Origin of the sequence: Caldicellulosiruptor hydrothermalis 108 (assembly GCF_000166355.1) — a bacterium.
In the GTDB taxonomy this organism is placed as follows: Bacteria; Bacillota; Thermoanaerobacteria; order Caldicellulosiruptorales; family Caldicellulosiruptoraceae; genus Caldicellulosiruptor; species Caldicellulosiruptor hydrothermalis.
This window is the reverse complement of sequence record NC_014652.1, coordinates 2176395-2197453: the sequence shown is the minus strand read 5'-3', so window position 1 is coordinate 2197453 and position 21059 is coordinate 2176395. Positions and strand designations below refer to the sequence as shown.

18 protein-coding genes, 1 tRNA gene, 1 other RNA gene and 1 pseudogene are annotated in these 21059 nt (G+C 36.4%); 17 read left to right on the top strand and 4 right to left on the bottom strand.

Annotation, left to right across the window (positions count from 1 at the left end; all coding sequences use genetic code 11):
• The first annotated feature begins 49 nt into the window (after window positions 1-49).
• The 9 genes and pseudogenes from CALHY_RS10790 to CALHY_RS10755 all read left to right on the top strand — a co-directional run bounded on the left by CALHY_RS10790 (window position 50) and on the right by CALHY_RS10755 (window position 9514).
• Entirely contained in the window at window positions 50-1057 is a 1008-nt protein-coding gene (locus CALHY_RS10790) for an isocitrate/isopropylmalate dehydrogenase family protein (protein ID WP_013403984.1), read from the top strand.
• Window positions 1058-1085: 28 nt separating this feature from the next.
• A complete protein-coding gene (locus CALHY_RS10785) occupies window positions 1086-1781 on the top strand; it encodes a GntR family transcriptional regulator (RefSeq protein WP_013403983.1) in 696 nt (231 codons plus the stop codon).
• Window positions 1782-1878: 97 nt separating this feature from the next.
• The gene (locus CALHY_RS10780) at window positions 1879-4104 is read left to right on the top strand and encodes a Mur ligase (RefSeq protein WP_013403982.1); all 2226 of its coding nucleotides are present in this window, start codon (window positions 1879-1881) and stop codon (window positions 4102-4104) included.
• Between the two features lie 77 nt (window positions 4105-4181).
• The gene (locus CALHY_RS10775; RefSeq protein ID WP_013403981.1) at window positions 4182-4469 is read left to right on the top strand and encodes a hypothetical protein; all 288 of its coding nucleotides are present in this window, start codon (window positions 4182-4184) and stop codon (window positions 4467-4469) included.
• Between the two features lie 47 nt (window positions 4470-4516).
• Window positions 4517-4787, top strand: an RNA gene (gene ffs / locus CALHY_RS13465) — signal recognition particle sRNA large type.
• A 129-nt stretch (window positions 4788-4916) separates the two neighbouring features.
• Window positions 4917-5324, top strand: coding sequence for a hypothetical protein (locus CALHY_RS10770; RefSeq protein ID WP_013403980.1), 408 nt, complete (start codon window positions 4917-4919; stop codon window positions 5322-5324).
• Window positions 5325-5634: 310 nt separating this feature from the next.
• Window positions 5635-6039, top strand: a pseudogene (locus CALHY_RS13460) (RNA-guided endonuclease InsQ/TnpB family protein); the annotation flags it as partial.
• Between the two features lie 150 nt (window positions 6040-6189).
• Entirely contained in the window at window positions 6190-7866 is a 1677-nt protein-coding gene (locus tag CALHY_RS10760; protein ID WP_013403978.1) for a GGDEF domain-containing protein, read from the top strand.
• The gene (locus CALHY_RS10755) at window positions 7850-9514 is read left to right on the top strand and encodes a nucleoside kinase (RefSeq protein WP_013403977.1); all 1665 of its coding nucleotides are present in this window, start codon (window positions 7850-7852) and stop codon (window positions 9512-9514) included. Before CALHY_RS10760 ends, CALHY_RS10755 begins: the two co-directional genes overlap by 17 nt.
• A 52-nt stretch (window positions 9515-9566) precedes the next feature.
• On the opposite strand, the gene CALHY_RS10750 is transcribed toward CALHY_RS10755, so the two are convergent.
• Window positions 9567-10457: a hypothetical protein gene (locus CALHY_RS10750; protein WP_013403976.1), complete on the bottom strand. Its 891-nt coding sequence runs from the start codon at window positions 10455-10457 to the stop codon at window positions 9567-9569.
• Window positions 10458-10650: 193 nt separating this feature from the next.
• Between CALHY_RS10750 and CALHY_RS10745 the strand changes: the two genes are divergently transcribed.
• Window positions 10651-12339: an FAD-dependent oxidoreductase gene (locus CALHY_RS10745; RefSeq protein ID WP_013403975.1), complete on the top strand. Its 1689-nt coding sequence runs from the start codon at window positions 10651-10653 to the stop codon at window positions 12337-12339.
• Here the strand turns inward: CALHY_RS10745 and CALHY_RS10740 are convergent.
• Complete coding sequence (locus tag CALHY_RS10740; RefSeq protein WP_013403974.1) at window positions 12313-12918, bottom strand: DedA family protein; 606 nt, start codon at window positions 12916-12918, stop codon at window positions 12313-12315. The two genes, CALHY_RS10745 and CALHY_RS10740, sit on opposite strands and share 27 nt — an antisense overlap.
• A 359-nt stretch (window positions 12919-13277) precedes the next feature.
• Between CALHY_RS10740 and CALHY_RS10735 the strand changes: the two genes are divergently transcribed.
• From CALHY_RS10735 to CALHY_RS10720, 4 genes are all read left to right on the top strand, one after another.
• A complete protein-coding gene (locus CALHY_RS10735; protein ID WP_013403973.1) occupies window positions 13278-14306 on the top strand; it encodes a ubiquitin-like domain-containing protein in 1029 nt (342 codons plus the stop codon).
• A 208-nt stretch (window positions 14307-14514) separates the two neighbouring features.
• On the top strand, window positions 14515-15408 hold the full coding sequence (locus tag CALHY_RS10730; RefSeq protein WP_013403972.1) for a glycoside hydrolase family 130 protein: 894 nt from the start codon (window positions 14515-14517) through the stop codon (window positions 15406-15408).
• Window positions 15409-15482: 74 nt separating this feature from the next.
• Window positions 15483-16460 carry a zinc-dependent alcohol dehydrogenase family protein gene (locus CALHY_RS10725; protein WP_013403971.1) on the top strand — a complete coding sequence of 326 codons (978 nt, stop codon included), beginning with the start codon at window positions 15483-15485 and terminating at the stop codon, window positions 16458-16460.
• Window positions 16461-16510: 50 nt separating this feature from the next.
• A tRNA-Ser gene (locus tag CALHY_RS10720) sits at window positions 16511-16602 on the top strand.
• A 63-nt stretch (window positions 16603-16665) separates the two neighbouring features.
• Here the strand turns inward: CALHY_RS10720 and CALHY_RS10715 are convergent.
• Complete coding sequence (locus CALHY_RS10715) at window positions 16666-17538, bottom strand: sensor histidine kinase (protein WP_013403970.1); 873 nt, start codon at window positions 17536-17538, stop codon at window positions 16666-16668.
• Entirely contained in the window at window positions 17525-18031 is a 507-nt protein-coding gene (locus CALHY_RS10710) for a hypothetical protein (RefSeq protein WP_013403969.1), read from the bottom strand. Before CALHY_RS10710 ends, CALHY_RS10715 begins: the two co-directional genes overlap by 14 nt.
• A 107-nt stretch (window positions 18032-18138) precedes the next feature.
• Here CALHY_RS10710 and CALHY_RS10705 point away from each other — a divergent pair, with 107 nt between their 5' ends.
• The 3 genes from CALHY_RS10705 to CALHY_RS10695 are packed head-to-tail and all read left to right on the top strand — an operon-like array spanning window position 18139 to window position 21052.
• Window positions 18139-19035 (top strand): DUF2156 domain-containing protein, encoded by an 897-nt coding sequence (locus CALHY_RS10705; protein WP_013403968.1) that lies wholly within the window; start codon window positions 18139-18141, stop codon window positions 19033-19035.
• A 56-nt stretch (window positions 19036-19091) separates the two neighbouring features.
• Window positions 19092-20093 carry a CotS family spore coat protein gene (locus tag CALHY_RS10700; protein WP_013403967.1) on the top strand — a complete coding sequence of 334 codons (1002 nt, stop codon included), beginning with the start codon at window positions 19092-19094 and terminating at the stop codon, window positions 20091-20093.
• Window positions 20084-21052 (top strand): protein kinase family protein, encoded by a 969-nt coding sequence (locus CALHY_RS10695; protein WP_013403966.1) that lies wholly within the window; start codon window positions 20084-20086, stop codon window positions 21050-21052. Before CALHY_RS10700 ends, CALHY_RS10695 begins: the two co-directional genes overlap by 10 nt.
• Window positions 21053-21059: the final 7 nt, after the last annotated feature.

Below are 21059 nucleotides of genomic sequence, written 5' to 3'. Positions count from 1 at the left end.
CCCCTCTTTATTGAGGTTATCACAAATCTTGATATGAGGAGGACAGATGATGTCATACAGAATTACACTTATTCCTGGCGATGGTATTGGACCAGAGGTTACAGAGGCGGCAAGAAGAGTTTTGGATGCATCGGGTGTAAAAATAGAGTGGGAAGTTGTGGAAGCTGGCGAAATGGTTATGGAGCAGTATGGGACGCCACTTCCTGACCATGTTTTGGAAAGTGTAAAGAGAAATAAGGTTGCACTAAAAGGTCCTATCACAACACCGGTTGGGACAGGGTTTAGAAGTGTGAATGTTGCGCTCAGACAAGCTCTTAACCTCTATGCAAATGTAAGACCTGTCAAGTCTTACGAAGGTGTTCCTTCAAGATACACAAATGTGGATTTGATCATTGTAAGAGAAAATACAGAGGACCTTTATGCAGGGATTGAATACATGGCTGGCGATGATGCGGCAGTTGGTGTTAAAATAATAACAAGAAAGGCAAGCGAAAGGATTGTCAGGTACGCATTTGAGCTTGCAAGAAGAGAAAAGAGAAGAAAGGTCACAGCTGTTCATAAAGCAAATATTCAAAAGCTTACTGATGGGTTGTTTTTAGAATGCGCAAGAAAGGTAGCGCAGGACTATCCAGATATAGAGTTTGAAGATATGATTGTTGATGCAATGAGCATGAAGCTTGTACAAAGTCCAGAAAACTACGACGTTTTAGTTATGCCAAACATGTACGGAGATATTCTGTCAGACTTAGCAGCAGGACTTGTGGGAGGACTTGGTATTGCACCAGGTGCTAACATTGGCGAAGATGGGGCAGTATTTGAGCCAATCCACGGCTCTGCACCAAAAAGAGCAGGACAGAACTTGGCAAACCCAACCGCAACCATACTTTCTGGTGTTATGATGCTTAGGTACCTGGGCGAGCTTGAAGCAGCTGATAGAGTTGAGAAGGCGGTTGCTAAAGTTATAAAAGAAGGCAAAGAGGTTACATACGACCTTGGAGGCTCAACAGGTACAAAAGAGTTTGCAGATGCAGTCATCCGCGAGATGGAAAGGATATAAAAAATAAAGAGTTTGAAGGTGGTTTTTGATGGTATATAGTCATTCAGATGATAAAGATGCAAGATATTCCCCCTTGTATGAGAAGATTTTTGAAGTGATAAAAGAAAAGATTTTAATGGGAATTTTAAAGCCAGGAGACCCTCTTGTTGAGGTAAAACTTGCTGAAGAGCTTGGTGTTTCGCGAACACCGATAAGAGAGGCGCTGCGCCAGCTTGAGCTTGAAGGGCTTGTATATTCTATTCCTCACAAAGGTGCGTTTGTTGCAGGTGTTACTGCTCAGGACATAGAGGATATATACACAATCAGGATGCTTTTAGATGGGCTTGCTGCGCGCTGGGCTGCCCAGAAGATTACAAAAGATGAAGAAGATGAGCTTACTGAAATTATAACTCTTATGGAGCTCTATACAAAGAAAAAAGATATTCCAAAGGTGATGAAAACTGATTCGCAGTTTCACCAGCTCATTTACAAAGCATCGAAGAGCAAACCGCTTGAACATGTTTTATCCACCTTCCACAGCTATATAATAAGGGCAAGAGCAACCTCTTTTGAGACACCTGGCAGGCTTGAGGAAGCCATGGAAGAACACAAACTCATATTTGAGGCAATAGTCAGCAGAGACCCTGACAAAGCGGAAGAGTACATGAAACTTCATGTCAAAAACGCAGCAAAAAACTTGATTGAGCAAAAGAAAACAGAAGAAAGGACGGCGGCAGGGAAATAGCATTTTCCCTGCTTATTTTTTTTTGCAGGTATTAGTCTTTTTTGAAGGGGGAAGAATACAAAATAAAAAGTAAAAAAGGAGAGAAACTTTTACTAGCATGAAGATTGAAAGTATGAAGGTGTACAATCACAAAAATATTTACTCAGACAAAAAAGTTGTGGTATTAAAGGTAAAAGGAGACATTGAAGAGGCAAGAAACTTTGCAAAGCTTTGCATCCATATTCAAAACCTTATAGGATACAACTTGGTTGAATACTGGGAATGCTTGAGCGTGGAAGATCATATTGATGTTTTGATTGAACATGACAATCAAATGCTTGTACACAAGGTCATAGAGTTTGCTTTAGAGTGCATAGAAAAAGGGTTTGAACCTGAACATTTTCCTGACAAGATTTCAAAGTTAAAAAAGCTCACAATTGAGACAGAGCTTTCGCCAAATACAAGACTTTTGAAAAATGCCTGTATGAAAAGAGGTATAAGGTTTACAAGGATTGGATATACAGATACATTCATGCTGGGAGAGGGAAAGTATGCAAAGCTTTTTGCTTCCATTATAAGTGAGCATGACTTTAGCAGAGTTAGTCTGTCAAGCGACAGAGAACTCCAGCGAAGGTTTTTAAAACTCAACTCTTTTCCTGTTGTGCCGTTTGATGTGGTCTTTACTTCTGACCAGCTGATGGACGGCATAAAAAAGCTGGGATTTCCAATTTCGATAAAAGGCTGCAGAAAAGACTCTCCAAATATAGGGAATATCAGAACAAATCAACAGGCATTGGAAGCATTTGATATGGTAAAAAGCCTGGATAGCAGAGTGATTGTTGAAAGATACGTGCCGGGTAAAAGCTATAAAATCCTGGTTGTAAATGGGAAAGTTGTGGCAGCTGTTGAAAGAACCTCTCCATACATTGTAGGCGATGGTAAGAGAAGAATTTCAGAACTTTTAGACCAAGGTGAGAGAAATAATAAATATATTCAAAAGAATATTTTAAAACAGGGATTTACCTTGGACGATATTTTGCCCAAGGGAATGAAGGTTTTTTTAAAGGAACCGACTAGTTTTAAAACAGGATGTATAACCACAGATGTTACAGAAAAGGTAGCATACGAAAACCAACAACTTTTTATTAAGATTGCAGAAAAGTTTGGATATGTAGTGACCATCTTAGACTTTGTTACAGAAGATATTTCCCTGCCATATTCGGTTGTAGGAGGATATGTTGTTGATGTTGAGACAAGTTGCGACCTTCGTATATTTTCACAGACATGCAACTGCGATATTTTCAATACTATTTTGGATGTGTATTTTGAAAAGATGCCAAATCCAACTGTGCCGATAATTGCTGTGTCAGGGACGTATGGGAAAAGCACAATTTTGCAAATAATGAGGTACATTTTACAAAGATGCGGTTTGGAAACATCCATTGATAGTGAAATAGAAAATTTCTATCTAAGAAATTTTGGGGACTTGTCGGACATAAAACTTGTTGAATTCAATCCAGAAAAATGTATTGAGGAGATAGAAATAGAACCCGATGTAGGCATTATTACCAATACATTTTCTCAAAATCAGATAGAAAGAAACCTTTTGTTTTCCAGAAGTATTAAGGAAAATGGATATCTAATTTTGAACATCAACGATGCTTATAAATACCTATACAGTGCAAAAGCCAGATGTAAGATTGTATTTACATCTATTTCAAATCATCATCCAGATTTAAAGGCTCATATAGAGATGAAAAGACCCTGTGTGTATCTTGAGAATGATGTTGTGAAGATTTTCGATGGTCAGCAGGTTTTTTCGCTTTGCAACGTCAGGGAAATTCCGTACTCATACGAAGGCAAGCTTATGTTTGCAGTTGACAATATTCTCCAGACAATTGCAGCACTGTATTTTTACGGTGTTGACAGTGAGATTATATATAAATTTTTGACTGAGTACAAGAACGATTCACATCAAAATCCAGGAAAATTTAATATATTTGATATAAATGGTGTAAAAGTAATTATTGACAGCCTTAATAAGAAGGAACATATGAAAATTCTTGCTTTGAGCCTCAGCTCAATAGGAATAAAAAATCTTTATTTTGTATGTGAAAAAAGGCAAGAACAAATTCTGGACTTTATAGAGGACAGAAGTAAAATTATATGTAAGCAGATAGAAAAGTTTTCAGATGTGGTTGAGATGGTGTCTGAAGGCATAAAGAAGGCAAAAAAGGGAGATGGTGTTTTTATCATTCTGCCAGAACCTTTAAATAGAGATGTTACGTTTGAGATAAGAGAGGCACTGGCAAAAAGGAAGAAGAATTTTGTGAACAATGCTTGAAAAACACAATAAAGTTTAGTATCATATCCACTATAAGAAGTTTTAAAAATTTATGGTGATTAGGAGTTGATTTTGCTATGGGCTTACCACAAGTGTTTAAATATAGAGGGAGAGAAGTATACAAAATTAGAAACAATCTCATCCACTATGGAAATCCAGACGACAAATTTGTTGCTGTGTTTGTAGTGCTGGGGACTGAAGAATATAAAGGACACAAGATAGCATCACCTATTTCAGTTGAACTTCAGATAAACAATCCAAAGCTCACTGTCAGAGAAAGAGTTGTGAAAAAAGCCGAAGCAGACAATCTTTACAAGGCACTTGAACTTGCTCATGTATGGCTTGTTCAGGCAAACGGCAAGTAAATTTTGGCAGTTGATTTTAGGAGGTTTTAAGAGTATAATAGAATTGGCTGTGCTATGACGGGGAGGTAGCGGTGCCCTGTAACCCGCAATCCGCTATAGCGGGGTCGAATAGCCAGACTGAGGTATAACCCTTTTGGCATTGAGGGCAGGCCGGGGTGAGGATGGTTGTGTCCTGCGCAACGCGAGGGCTGTGAACCCCGCCAGGTCCGGAAGGAAGCAACGGTAAGCAGTTTTTTGCGTGTGCCGCAGGGGTGCATGACAGGAGCCTGTCGGGTCTGCTATTTCACCAGGAGGGTTATATCGAAGCTGGTCGCACAGCCATTTTATTTTTCGTCTTTTTCCAGGAATAAAAATCTAAAAGTAAATAATTTTATTGACAGGTACTTAGATTTAGAATATAATATAGAAAAGTATAACAGAGGTTTACAAAGGGAGGATAAGATACAAATGATAGTACTTGAAGGACATGAACTTGTGACCTCCCACGCTCTGACAGTTCTAAAACCCTATGTAGGCGAAGCCCATCTTATCTCAAGTATTCTTGTTCTTGCACGCCTTCTTGAACTTGAGAGGTTTTCTTTTTTTGGCTCTGAAAAGGTTTACCAGCGACTCAAAAAACTTCTTTTTCCAAACGTTTGCGTTGAGTTCTGGCAGGAATCTCTTGAAGTTGTGTTTATCGATGTTACTGCTATAAAAAAACACTTTGTAGATTTAGGACATTTCAAAGCTTGGATTGAGGCTTTGCATGCAAACAAAAAAATCTTGCTCTATGAACTTTTCGCGGAAGGAAGTTTACTCTTTGACCTGAGCAACTTTATTTTAATTGCTGATGAGATATTCAGAGTAGAATCATAAAGAATTGGTCGAAAACCAAGGGAGATTTTCAAAAGTCTCCCTTTTAAATTTTTTATCAAAAATTCAAATCCAGCAAGAAGACATCTTCTGTAAGATGGAGATAAATTGCTGAAAATATGATACAATATTCTTCAGGTGATGTTAAGTGTATAAAACTCAGAAGAATCATATAAGATGCTATAAACAAACGTACAGGTTACTAAGAATCCTATGCCATCTTTCAAAGAATCTGTACAACTATGCTCTCTATCACGTTCGACAGTATTATTTTGAAAATCATAAGAGACTTGCTTATGAAAGAGTGTATCATATAGTTAAGCATTGCCTAAACAATCAAATTGGCACAGTAGTAGTTGGAGAAATGAAGAACATAAAACAAGAGATAGAACTTGGCAAAGTGAGTAATCAAAACTTTGTGAGTATTCCGCATGAGAAATTTAAGAGAAAGCTTGAAGCAAAATGTCGTTTCTATGGTGTAGGGTACGTAGAAGTAGATGAGAGTTACACTTCACAGATGTGTAGCAAGTGTGGGATAGTAAAGAAAAGCAACAGAAAGTATAGGGGATTATATGTATGCAGGGAGTGTGGATATGTAGCAAATGCAGATATAAACGGTGCAATAAACATATTGAAAAAAGTAGCTGGCGAATCTGCTTTGGTGCAGATAGTCAGTAGTGGGTATGTGAACCACCCTGTGAGAATAAGGGTAGCATAAAGCTACCAAACTTCTCGCGAAGCCACCACCTCTATAGGTGGTTGGTAGTTCACAAAGTAGAGTATAATAAAAATCAATCCCCCTTTTTCGGGAATATATTAAATATAGGCTGTTTGAATATAGAAAACAAAAATAAAGGAATGAGATATTGTGAGTGCTCAATTAGAATTTTGCTTTTACAAACTGTTTGAAATAGTTGGAGTTGTTGCAGTAAGTGGAATATTTATTGTGTCAGCATTTCTTGGTAAAGAAATAAAAAATACGCTAATTTATAGCTTTGGAAAAGTTTTTTTGTCACTTGTGGTTTTCAAATTCTTATATGTACTAAATTTGGAGAAAGAAACAATAAATAGCTTGGAAGGTATTCAAGCGATTGTCTTTTTGAACATCTTTTCAAAGCTTCTTATAATATATGCGCTTGTGTTTTCTGTTTTATGCAAAGAAAAATTAAAAGATTTCCTGTCAAAAGCCTCACTGTGGATAAATGTAACACTGATATTTATTGTTTTGTTGATATTTGAAAAAATAAAGGGTCAGAAGTTTCCTATTTTTTTACATTCTCAAACCTCTGCAAGTAGTTTGTACATTTTCAGCGAAGTTCTTATAGCATTTGGTATTTTAGTGCTGATATATATGAGCTTTACTAACTTTTATTTCAAGCAAACAAAAAGCTTTAGAGTCTTTGTCTTAGCTTTTGCAGTTGGAGAAATAGTTCTGGCACTCTTTAAGAGGAAAGGGGTTCTTTTTTCAGAAGCAGTCCAAAATGGAGCTATGCTTTATCTCTTTGTTGCAATCTTTCTTGCGATAGCAATGCAAAGAGTCAAATTTTTACACAGCCTGGCAAAATTCAGCACAGAAGTCTTGAAAGAGAGGCTTGATATACAAAAGAGCTTTGAACTTCTTGTTGAGTTCATCTATGAAGCGTATTCAAAGACGTTTCCAAGAATTTGCTTTTATTACCATCAAGAGGATGAGAATTATAAACTTGTTGTATTCAGAGATGAAAGTGCACAAGATGAATTTGAGGGTATTGATGTAGAAATAAAAATTACACAAAAGCTTTCACAGATAATGCAAATTAGTATATTTGATATAAACGAATTCGAAAACCTTTTTGATTGTAAGGTTCTGAAAAATAAAATATCTCAGGCCTTTCAGAGTGTAGTATATGTCCCTGTTCACAGATATAACAGGCTTGTAGGTTTTCTGATTTGCTATTCGAAGATTAAAAACTTTAACATAACTGATGAACTCAAAGATGGTCTTACAATCTTTATGAATTTTTCTCAAGCTCTTCTTTCTCAGATTGAGAGAATTGAGAAGATAAGGAATTTATCCACAGAGGATGAGCTTACAGGTCTTTACAACAGAAGGTACTTTATAAAGGAGTTGATTTTAGAGTCAATAGCTGCAGATAGGTACAAAAACAAGTTTTGTGTAGCTTTTTTCGATATGGATAATCTAAAGCTTTTGAACGATTTTTACGGACATAGCGTGGGAGACAAAGCTATAAGGATGATTGGTAGGATTATAAGAGACAATATCCGAAAAACAGATATTCCAGCAAGGCTTGGAGGAGATGAATTTGCAGTTATATTCAAAAATTGCAGCAAAGATGCTATAGAAGATAGAATTAAAAATATAAAACAATTGATAGAAAAGGAATCAGAACTTCAGCTTCCCAAAAAGATAAGAGTAAGCTGTGGAGTTGCTGTGTATCCAGACGATACAACCAGCCTTGATGAGCTTCTTAAGATTGCTGATATGAGAATGTACGACGAAAAACTAAAAAGCAAAGGGGGCGACTTTGGTGCAGAAAGGCAGTAGCACTGTCAGGGTATTTTTTGAAGATGTAAATGTATATGAAGATGTAGAGGTTGGGACAAATCTTTTGAGCTTTGTTCCAAGGTTTGAAAGTTATTTTAAATCTCCTATAGTTGCTGCAAAGGTTGACAATGAGATAAAAGAGTTAAAATATGTAATCTCTAAGAATTGCAAAGTAAAGTTTATTGACATGACACAGGAAGATGGTATGAGGATTTACAGAAGAAGCCTCATTTTTGTTTTGATTGTTGCAACAAGGATGCTTTTTAAAGAAGCTGTGAATGTTCAGCATTCTCTTTCAAAAGGGCTTTACTGTGAGGTTGAAAACAGAAAGCTAAGCAGCCAGGACATAGAGCTTATAAAACAAAAGATGAAATGGATAGTGGAGCAGGATTTTCAATTTAGAAGAGAAAAGGTGTCAAAAGAGGATGCAGTTAAACTTTTTGAAGAAAAAGGCTTTTACGATAAAGCAAGAACAATAAAGTTTTCAGAAAACGACTATGTTTACATTTACTACTGTGGGGATTATGTTGATTATTTTTATGGTCATCTTGTGCCCTCCACAGGATATCTAAAAATTTTTGACTTAATTCAATACCACGATGGTATGGTGCTTTTGTACCCAGACAAGTCAGACCCGTTTAAACTTCAAGAGTTTGTTGAGAACAAGAAACTGTTTGCAGTATACCACGAGTACAAAAACTGGGGCAAGATACTTGGGGTAAGCAGCATCGGTGAGCTCAATGAGGTGATAGCAAGCGGAAAGATAAGAGAATTTATAAGAGTCTCGGAAGCCCTGCACGAAAAAAAGATAGCATACTTAGCTGACCAGATTTCGCAAAATCCGCTGATAAAAGTTGTTTTGATATCCGGACCATCATCATCTGGAAAAACAACCTTTGCACAGAGGCTTTCTATCCAGCTTAAAGTAAATGGCAAAAATCCTGTTTATATAGGTCTTGACGATTACTTTTTTGAAGATAAAGTTCCACTTGACGAAAACGGCAAGCCTGACTATGAATCGATTGAAGCTATTGATGTTGAGCTTTTTAACAAACAGCTGAAAGATTTAATAGATGGCAAGGAGGTTGTTCTGCCACGGTTTAATTTCATAGAGCGAAAAAGGACGTTTGAAAGACCTGTCAAGCTTGAAAAGAACGACATAATAATAATCGAGGGGATACATGGACTAAACAACAGACTTACCCCAATGATACCTGATGAAAATAAGTTCAGAATATATGTAAGTGCCTTGACACATTTAAATCTTGACAAACACAACAGAATACAGACAACAGATTATAGAATACTGAGAAGGATTGTAAGGGATGCAAGAACAAGGGGTGCAACTGCTAAAAGAACAATTTCTATGTGGCCGTCTGTTAGAAACGGCGAGGAGAAAAACATTTTTCCATACCAGGAGATGGCAGATGCCATGTTCAATTCAGCACTAATTTATGAGCTTGCTGTTTTGAAAAAATATGCCGTACCGCTACTTAGGACAATCACAAGAGAAGATGAGGAATATAGCGAAGCACAGAGGCTTTTGCATTTTTTGAGCTTTATCCTCACAATTGAGGACGAAAGAGAAATCCCACCACAATCTATCATAAGAGAGTTCATTGGAGGGTCTTGCTTTTATGACTTCTAAAAAAAAGAAAAGGGGCTTTTTGGGAAAATATCCCTCAAAGCCCCTTATGTTTTTAAAATGCTACATTATTTGTTGAAAAGCTATTTGTGTTCTGGTTTGTTCCCTGATTTGGCCAAAATCCTCTCATTTTTGTACCAAATCCGCGCATCATGGTGCCGTCCATTCCTGCTGCACCTTTGAATTTTCTGCCAAATCCTCGTGGAGCAAATCCCTTTGAAAGGTCCCAGTTTGAGATTTTTGTCTTAACAGCTTCTTTCATTTTGTCTGCCTGGTCTTTTGTTATTTTACCTTCCTGCAAGAGTTTATCAATTTTTGCAGTCTGCATTGAGATTAATTTGTTTTTGAAGTCCGCCTCAAGAATATTCTTGGACTTGATTAGGTCTGCAATGGTCTTTCCATTTTTCAGCTCGTTTAAAAGGCTATCTTTTGTCATACCAAGGATTGTTGCAATATCGCTTAACATGTCAAGGTTGTAAAAGTCTTTTGAGAATGCTTTGACTTTAAAACCAAAGAAAGGAAGCTTTCCGTCCCAGCTGTCTATTTTCTGTTTTAAGCTCTGTTTTAACTGCGTTGCTTTGTCGCTTGTTATTTTGTTGTTTTTAACAGCATCATCAATCTTTGCATAAAGACTTTCTAAAAGTTTTGATTTGAACTGGTCAAGTGTCAGACCTTTATCCTTTAAGATGTCTGTGAAAGACTTTCCACTTTGAATCTGTTTTTGAATATCCTCTTTTTTCATGCCAAGGATATTTTCAATTGTGCCAGCGATGTCAAGGTTTATACCTGCAGCGTCTTTTCCAAATTTTCCAAAACAGAGCTTTGTAAGATTGCCCTTGAAAGCTACCGGAAGGCTTGCCTTTGAAGAACCTGCAAATGCAAGGCTTACACTTAAAATCAGGATTGCAATAAGTCCTATACCAATTATTGTCTTTATCCTTTTCACTGAAAAATCACCTCTTTTCATTTTGAATTTTTCTTTCAATTATATTATCCCACATAAAATTGGGTTTTGTGTTTCGCAATTGTAAAAATATTTTTAAGGAAAATTTTTACACAAAGATGTGTTTTTAAATGGATAGCAAAAGGGTATATTAGAATCGAAAAAAGACTTTTAAAAAGGATGGTGAAAATAAAAGATGAAGTATATAGTGATTGGTGCTGTTGCAGGTGGGATGACAGCTGCGATGAAAATAAGACGAAATGATGACAAAGCTGAAATCATTGTATATGACAAAGACACTGACATATCATACTCTGGTTGTTCTCTTGCATACTATATTTCGGGTGTGATAGATAACAGGAAAAGCATTGTTCCAAGAGATAGCCAATATTTCAAAAAGTTTAATGTTGATGTGAGAACAGCTCATGAGGTTTTAAAAGTTGATGTACAAAACAAAAAGGTGATTGTCAAGGATTTAAATACTGGTAATACCTTTGAAAATAGTTTTGACAAGTTAATTATAGCAACAGGAGCACATCCTGTGATACCCCAGATTGATGGCATAGAGCTTGAGGGCATATTTGTCCTTCGAAATGTCAAGGATGCAGATAGAATAAAAGAGTTTATAAATACCTATTTTCCCAAGAAAGCCTTGATAGTTGGTGGTGGGTACATTGGACTTGAAATGGCAGAAGCTTTGAAGGTTTTGGGGATGGATGTATGCATTGTGGAAAAACAGGAAAATATTCTTCCAAACTTGGATAGTGACATGGCAAGGCTTGTTGAGAGCTATCTTGAACAAAAAGGTGTTAGGATAAAAACCAGCACCTCCGTTTTGAGGTTTGAAGGAGACAAGAGAGTAAAAAGAGCCATTTTGAGCGACGGTAGCAAAGTGGAGGCAGACTTTGTTTTGCTTGCAGTGGGAGTAAGACCTTCTACCCAATTTTTAGAAGGAAGTGGTATACAGCTTTTGCCAAATGGAGCTATCAAGGTTGATGAGTATATGAGAACAAACATTGAAGGAATCTTTGCAGCAGGTGACTGTGCTGCTGTGTATTTCAAGCTAAATGGCAAAACCATGTACGTGCCACTTGGCTCAACGGCTAACAAGATGGGAAGAATAGCAGGTGAAAATGCAACAGGTGGTAGCATGAAGTTCAGTGGCATTTTGGCAACATCAATTTTCAAAGTGTTTGACCTTACAGTTGCACAAACAGGCTATACAGAAAAGATGGCACAGCAGGATGGAATTGAGTATGATGTAGGGCACATTACAAAACCGCATATAACAACGGCGTATCCTGGGTCTGAAAAGATGACAATAAAAGCTTTAGCCGAACTTTCCTCGCGAAAAATTATAGGTGCCCAAATTGTTGGCACAAAAGGAGTTGACAAAAGGATAGACGTTTTGGCAACAGCCATCTGGGCAGGGCTCACAACAGATGATCTTTTCCAGCTTGATTTAGCTTATGCACCGCCATTTTCGTCTGCAAAAGACCCTGTTCACTATGTTGGCATGGTTATGTCAAACTTTCTTGACAAGAGAAAATTTAATTGTACGCAGGAAAAGCTTTTGGAAAAGATGCAAAAAGGTGAAGATTTTGTTGTTCTGGATGTTAGGACGCCTGAGCAGTATAAAATCAAGCACATAAAGGGTGCTGTAAATATTCCTCTTGAGATGCTGCAAAATAAAATGAATCTGCTTCCAAAAGACAAGCAGATAATTGTATACTGTAACAGCGGGGTAAGTTCAAATATCGCCCAGAACATTCTGCAGCAAAACGGATTTAGAAAGGTTTATAACCTTTCAGGCGGTATTTCGAACGTGACTTTAGAGCAGCTGCTTGAAAGAAGTACCTCAAATTCTTCTCCTTCTTCTCCATAGCTTTAAAAATATGGTCCATGCTAATATTACAATAAAAACCAACACTAAGATGGCAAGCCAGAAAAGATGTGTGTCTTTTTTATAAAGAAATTTGAAAAAGCTAAACCCATACCAATAAAAATACACATAAAATGTTGCCCAGATGGTATTGCCAATAAATGAGGATATGACATATTCATAGAAATTCATTTTACTAATTCCTGCCAAGAAAATAACGGGGGTGCGCGGAACTCCTATTATTCTTGCTACCGGCACAGCAAATATTCCATATTTTACAAAAAAGCTGTTGACGCTCTCAAGCGTCTCTTTTTTTATCCTCAAAAGCCTTTCAAAAAAACTTATTATTTTCTTTCTTCCACTTCTGAGAAGAAGGTTCACAACCACATTTCCACAAAGATTTCCCAGAGATATCACCATTATCAATGTAAAAGGTGTAAATTTGTGAAAGTTTAAAAGTGCTACTGCGCCAAGGTAAGCAATCTGGGTGGGGAATGGAATTCCAAGCCCTTCCACAGCCAATATCAAAAATATTCCCCAAAGTCCGAAATTGTCAACCATGTATTTCAAAAATTCAATCATATTTCCATCATCTCTTAAAACAAGTTTTTACACTATCTATTTTACTCTTTTTTTCATAGAATAAACAGAAAGATAAACTATGGATTTGCTAATATGACTTTTCAAAATTTTGTTAAATACAAAAAAGGGCATTCAAACCAATGAAATACTCTTAAGACACATAAATGGCATAAAAATTAGTTTAAAGTTGATAAAATTTTTGTATAGAGTATGGGCAAAAGGTATAAAATTCATATATGAAAGGTGTTGCAAGTCAAGAAAATTTCTTGACTTTTAAGGTGATTTGACAAAAAATTTTTTTTAAATTAAAATAACAAAGAAGTTTTTGCTAAACAAATCCATTTTGTAGGAGGTTGATTATGAATAAATTCAAGTGCCTTGTGGCAAGGCCAAGGGATATGAAGAAGCTTATCCTGGCTTTTGTCATTGTATTTGTTTTGTCAGTCCTGCTTGGCGCCATGACTGCACAGGCACTGGTGAAAGAAGTTAGCATAACAATTGACGGCAAGACATTTTATTATAAAACAATTAAGTCCACAGTAAGAGAGGTTTTAGAAGAAAATCAAATTTACTTGACAAAAGATGACTATGTCTCGCCTTCTTTGGACTCAAAAATAAATGAAAATACCCAGATAATAATAAAAAGAGCTTTTGAAGTGAAAATACTTGTTGGCGACGAGGAAAAAGTTGTGTATATTCCAAGCGGTACTGTTGAGGATGCAATAAAAAAAGCAGGGGTTGTTCTTGGAAAGTTGGACAAGGTAAATCTTCCTCTTTCTCAGCTTCTTGATAAGCCTACTGTCATTAAAATTACTAAGGTAACAGAGAAGGTGGTCGTGGAAAAACAAAAGATACCTTTCAGTACAGTTACAAAGATGAACTACAATATGGACTACGGAAAGCAAAAGGTTGTCCAGCAAGGGCAGGATGGTATCAAAGAAAGAAGATACAAAGTTGTCTTGGAAGATGGTAAAGAAGTTGAGAGGAAGTTGATTGAGGAAAGAGTTGTCAAAGCTCCGAAGCCGAGGATTGTTGAAGTTGGAGCAATAAGGTGGTTCAAGACATCAAGAGGAGAAGTGGTCAGATACAGAAAAGTTTATACAATGATAGCAACTGCATATTCTTTGACCCCGAGTGATACGGGAAAAAGTCCATCTCACCCCGACTATGGCAGGACTGCAACAGGTCACAGAGTTCGGCGCGGTGTTGTTGCGGTTGACCCGCGGGTGATTCCGCTTGGAACAAGGCTTTATGTGGAAGGATATGGTTTTGCAACAGCCCTTGACACAGGTTCTGCTATCAAAGGGAACAGAATAGATGTGTTTGTTGAAAAGGATGCGTATAAATTTGGTGTGCGGCGTGTAAAAGTTTATGTGCTTGCAAACTAAAAAATTGGAGAAAAAAACAAGGCCTCCTTGACAAAAAGGAGGCTCTTTTGTTGTAGAAATATAACATATCATTTTCTAAAATTTAAGGAAAGAAAAGTGCAGGTTATTTTTTCAATTGAAATTTTCAAAAGTTAAATTAAAATTATGTGTTGAAGTTTCGAAAGAAAATTTATGTGAGCAAAAACAAAAGGGGGCGCAAGATACTTTTATGTTTAAACTTCAAAGGGTGACAGACAAGCCAGTTTTAAAGCCAAAACAGGAAAATGAATGGGAGAGAGCAGCAGTTTTCAACGCTGCAGCAATATATCACAGAGGACTTTTTCATTTGATTTACAGAGCAACAAACATCCCACCACACAAGGATTATGGTGAGTATGTATCTACCATAGGATACGCTGTATCACCAGATGGCATTAACTTTTACAGACTTGACAAGCCTGTAATGGTGGCAGAAAACGATCAGGAAAGAAGAGGAATAGAAGACCCGCGCATAGTTGAGATTGATGGGACGTTTTACATGACATACACAGGTTTTGGCGGAAGATATGATGGTGACTTTAGAATAATGATAGCAAAATCAAAGAATCTAATAAAATGGGAGAGAATGGGAGTAGCGCTTGATGAACCTAACAAAGATGCAGCTCTTTTTCCAGAGAAGATAAATGGCAGGTATGTTATGTTTCACCGAAGATATCCTAACATGTGGCTTGCTTTTTCTGATGACATGATAAACTGGACAGACCATGTTGAGATAATGACTGTAAGAGAAAATTCATGGGAAAGTAGCCGCATAGGTATTGCAGGACCACCAATAAAGGTCAAGTTTGGCTGGCTTGTGATATACCACGCAGCAGACCATAAGAATGTGTACAGACTCGGAGCAGTACTTTTGGATGCAAAAGACCCAACAAAGATTCTGTCTCGTTTTTCAGAACCAATTTTGGAACCCGAGCTTTCCTGGGAAGTTGATGGTTACATACCTAATGTGGTTTTCAGCTGTGGTCATGCAGAGGTTGGCGATGAGGTCTGGGTATATTATGGAGGTGCTGACACTGTAATTGGTGTTGCAAAATTTAATAAAGAGAAGATAAAATTTGATTGAAGTAGCTTTCAAGTTAGTGATAAACTTTATAATAGAAAATCAAAAACTTCATCAAAGAGGGTTTAAAAAAGACAATGAAAGCAGCCATATTTTATGGTAAGAGAAACTTAAAAGTAGAAGATGTTAGCTTGCCTGCAATAAAAGAAGGAGAGATTTTAGTCAAGGTTGAGGCGTGTGGCATATGTGGTACAGATGTGCATATATTCAATGGAGAAGAAGGGTCTGCAAAGGTCACACCGCCGATAGTGTTGGGTCATGAGTTTTGTGGCACTGTTGTTGAGACAAAATCTAAGCTTTTCAATGTAGGAGACAAGGTGAGCATTGACCCTAACATCTACTGTGGAGTGTGCAAGTTTTGTAGAAGTGGAAGGCCTCAGCTTTGCGAAAATTTAACAGCGCTTGGTGTGAACATAAACGGTGGGTTTGCACAGTATGCCGCTGTGCCAGAAAAACAGGCGATAAAATTTGATAATATAGATTTTGCTGAGGCGGCACTGGCAGAGCCTCTGGCTTGCTGTCTTCATGGTCTTGATAGAATAAAGATTTTTCCCACCGACAAAGTTTTAATAATAGGCTTTGGTCCGATTGGTCTTATAATGCTTGAGCTTGTAAAAATGTATGGGGCTGACAATATCTTTGGCTATGAAGTTGATGATTTTAGAAAAAATGTTGCTAAAGATTATGGAGTTAAAGATATTGTTGATGAAGATTGCAGAGAAGAAAGCTTTGATGTTGTAATTGAGTGTGCAGGGACAAAAGAAAGTATCGAAATGGCATTTAAGAAGATAGGGAAAGGTGGCAGAATTTTGGTGTTTTCAGTACCGTCACCGCTTGTTGCTACTGAAATTTGTCCGTTTGAGATGTTCAAAAAAGAAGCCCAGATTTTTTGGTCATTTGTGAACCCGTTTACCCAAAAGCTTGCAATTGATCTTTTACAGGAGGGGAAAATAAATTTAAAGCATATAATAACCCACAAAATTTCGCTTGATAAGCTTCCTGAGGCACTTTCAAGAAAATTTGAGAATCAACTAAAAGTGATTGTCCAACCTTGACAAGCTCAAAAGCTTTGGGTATAATAAATAATGTGTCATTTGAAGTATGCGGAGAAGTACTCAAGTGGTGAAGAGGCGCCCCTGCTAAGGGCGTAGGTCGGGTAAAACCGGCGCGAGGGTTCGAGTCCCTCCTTCTCCGCCAGGAAATGAAAGATAGATTAGTTGAAATAAAAATATAACCTCTTCAAGTGAAAAGCTGAAGAGGTTATATTTTTTTTGGCAGGCTTACTCTAAAGGTTGTATATCCTTCTTCCATTTTGTCAAGAGTTCTGTATTCCGAAAAAACATCAATTTTACCTTTATATTTCTCTACTGTTGATTTTACAATGAAAAGACCCAGACCGCTTGAATTTTTTGTGGAGTATCCGAGTTCAAATATTTTATCCTTTTTACATTTGTCTATATATGACCCCGAATTTGTTACCGTGATTTCAATTTGATTACCTTCATCTTCTATATTAAGTCCGACATATTTTGAAAATGAAGATTTGGCGTAGTAAAATGCGTTGTCAATTAGATTGCCACAGATGTTTATAAGGTCCATTGAATCAAACTTGAGATTGCTAAAATCTACACTGTAATGAAATTCAAAATTTATATCGTACTTCTCAGCCAAAGCACTTTTTGCAAATATCAAAGCAGAAAGTTCTGCACACCCAAGCCCGTAAAATTTTGATGTATTTTTGAGATTTTCGCTGATTTGCTCAATATAACGTACAGCGTCATTGTATTTTCCAACACAAATAAGTCCCCATATAATTTGAAGGTGGTTGTTAAACTCATGTCTTTGAGCTCTTAAGATGTTTATAAAATTGTCCAATGATTTTATATTATCTTTATAAACTTGCGTTGTCTTTAGTATACTTAGTGCTGAAAAAAGGTTTTTGACAGTATATAAATTTAAGATTGCAAGCAGAGTGAAAGAATATATGACAAGTGTTCTTTGCCACTGAGGTATCTTTTGATGTTTTATGAATTCTGTGTTTATAAAGTATATCGAATAGATGAGCAAAAACATAATAAGGGCAAGCAAAAAAAGCATTGATATCAAAAGCTTTATATGCTCATTTTTCTTCATACTTGACCTCATTCCCTTTATCAGAATAAGAAGGTAGTATTTTGCAAATTTCAAATACCAGATAGTTTCTACTTTTTATAACGGCAAGAAGTACACTCATGATGGCTATCTCAATTACAAGGGTTGTGATATCACACACAAACACCGATGGTGAGAGAGAGAGATTGTTGGCAATTGTACTTATTATTGAGTAACCCCCAAATTTCAATGTCAGACATAAGGATTGCGAAATAAGTCCCAAAATGATACCATATAAGGGTAGAAGTCTGAGGTATAAGATATACAAAAGTATCAAGCACAGTGTCATAAGTATAAGTCCCAGCATAAGATTTATATGGTTGCCAAATACAATGGTATCCCAGAAAGCTTGAATAAAACTCACAACCACAACTTTTTTTATGCTGTAACATATGCCAAACAAACTTAAAATCAGGCTTACAAGAAAAAATACTTTGAAGAAGTACAAACAATACAACACTACATATGTAGCCATTGTCTACCATCCTTTATTTTTATGGATTGCAGAAACCTTCTATATGATATTATATATTTTATTTGTGTTTTATTCAAAACTTTTGTATCGATATGGGGGTAGAAAGTATGAAATTTTACAAAATAGACATTTCACACAAAAGCATTTTTGACCAGTATTTTGCCGAATTTGAGCCTGAGATTGCTGACCTGACATTTACAAACCTCTTTATGTGGGACCCGTTTTACGACATTCATTTTACCGAAGAAGATGGCTTTCTGCTCATCATGGCAAAGCCGTACAACCAGCCACCTTTTTTACATGGACCTGTGGGCAAAGATTTAGACAAACTTCCCATTGTTATTGAAAAAGCCAGGAGATATTTTGAATCTGAGGGATATAGTTTCATGATAAAAAGAGCTTCTAAAAAGACGGTAGACATGCTTTCTGAGTGTGGATTGAAGTTTGAAAGTATTTTTGAGAGAGACCTTTCTGACTATGTTTACAGGGTTGAAGATTTGGTTCAGCTAAAAGGAAAAAAATATCATCCCAAAAAGAATCATATTAACAAGTTTTTAAGACTCTATTCAGAGAGATATGAGTGGAAAAAAATAGATGAAGAAATTGTAAAGCTTTGCTGGGACTTTGAATGTGAATGGTACGAAAAGAGAAATGGGAAGGAGGATATAGGGCTTACATTTGAGAAAATGGCTATAGAAAGGGCGATAAGAAATTTTGATAAACTTTCTTATGAAGGTATGGTAATTTTTATTGATGGCAGAATAAAAGCCTTCACGTTTGGAGAACCTTTAAATAAAAATACAGTGGTCATACATATAGAAAAGGCAGACCCGGATGTTGAAGGGCTTTATGCTTTTATTAACCAAAAATTTTTAGCAGAGTTTTGGCAGGATTTTGAGTTTGTAAACCGTGAAGAAGATTTGGGTAAGGAGGGAATAAGAAAGGCAAAGATGTCTTACCATCCCTTCAAGTTTGCAGAAAAGTTTACTATTCTTTTTGATTAACACTCAATACAGGTTTACCATATAATGAAATTGAGCTTTGAAAAAGATAGATTTTCATGGGAAGACTCGAACTGAAGTTGGTTGAAGAGAATTATTCTATAAGAATAGAAAGAATAAAACAAATAAAATCCAACGCCTATTTTGTAAAGACAAAAGATGGTAAAGAATATTTTTTAAAGATCAGCAGGGTTGACAAAGAACATGTTGATTTTATTCTCAAGATTTTTTCACACCTGAAAAATACAAATTTCAAAAGCCACCTGATTGATTTCCAAAAGACCGTTGATGGTGGCTTTTATTTTTTAGATGGGCACAAAAGGGTTTATCTTCTATGTAAGTGGATAGATGGCAGGAGTGCAGATTTTAGAAATGTTTTTGACTTAAAAGTAGCAGTTTCAATCTTGCATCACCTTCATTTAGCCTCACTTTCTTTTGCTGAGGAAATGGAAGGCAGTTTTTATCCATCTTATCAGGAAGTGTTTCGGAGAAAGTATTCACAAGTTATCCAAATGAAGAATATTATACATCAAAAAGATAATCTTGGCTATTTTGATGAGATATTCTTGAATGTTCTAAGCAGATTTGAAGACAGGTTTGTGGAAAGCATACATATGATGAAAAAAGTAGAAGACTACTTCAAAGAAGAGAATCAGAGAGTATTAATTCATCATGATCCTGCTCATCACAATTTTATATTTTCTGAGACAGGGGTGTATCTCATAGATTTCGATTATGCGATGGTAGACTATGACGTGCATGACTTTGTGAACCTTGGCGTGAGAGTGTTGAAAACAAATGATTGGGACATCAATGTATTTCGGATTTATTTAAAATGTCTGGATGATAAAAATATTATAAAGAAATTCTGGTTGCAAACATTTTGGATTTTGATGTATTTCCCCCAGGAGATTTGGCAGGTAGGACTTCAGTACTATTTCGAAAAACAGCCGTGGACAGAAGAGTACTTTCTCAAAAGACTTAAAGGAGCAGAAAGAATACAAGCAGGAAAGGAGATGATAATAAAGAAGATTGCAGGGGGGATTTTTAAATGGCATTGAAGCAAAAATTTAAGCTTCACTATGGCTTTGACATAAAAGAGCTCAAGAAGTTCAAAGATGGATATCTTTTCAAGACAAGCAAAGCAGAATACCTTTTGAAAAAGACCAAAATGTCGCCTGCAGAAATTGTCTTTATATTTCACTGTCATCAGCATCTGAAAGACAACAAATTTGTTAATTTTGAGAAGATTGTTCCCACAAAAGATGGTTGTCCTTACCTGATATTTAACAGAAACACATATGTGCTCATAGAACATTTTAAAAAAGAGCCTATTGAATTTTCTGAAAAACAACTGGCAAGTTTAGTAGAGTTTATAAATGCTTTTCATTCAGCCTCTGCTAACTTAAAATCGGCTGTAGGTGCACGATACAAGGTTCAATATGGAAAAGATAGGATTGCTGCACGAAATATGTATTCGATGTTCACCAAACTAAAAGAAAATCCTCAGCTAATAAAAAATGAAAGGCTTAGGAATATTATTTTAAGCACAATTGACCCAAACATCGAATACGTAAAAAAAGCATTAGAAATTTTAGAAGATGATAGGTATCTTGAGGTAATATCGCGCAGCATGCAGGAAAATAGATTTATACATGGCAAACTTGCTATTTACAACATCCACAAATGTTACGGTAAATTAAGACTTGCCAATATGTTTGACTTAGAGCTAAATGTCCGTGAAAAGGACATAGCCACGTTTGTGAAAAGCCTGCTCAAAATAGATAAAAATTTTGATTTTGAAGATTGCATAAGCAAATTTTATGTTACCTCATATGACAATTACAAAAAATGGTTAGTCTTAGCTATGATACTTCTGCCGTATGAGTATTTCTCTCTTCTCAAGAAAATCATCAGGTTTAGAGATTTGGACTGGGCATCTGAAGGATTTGAAGAAAAGTTTAAAAGGATATGTGAAAAAGACCAGTACAAAGACAAAATTTTAGCCTCCCTGCATTAAAAAAGGT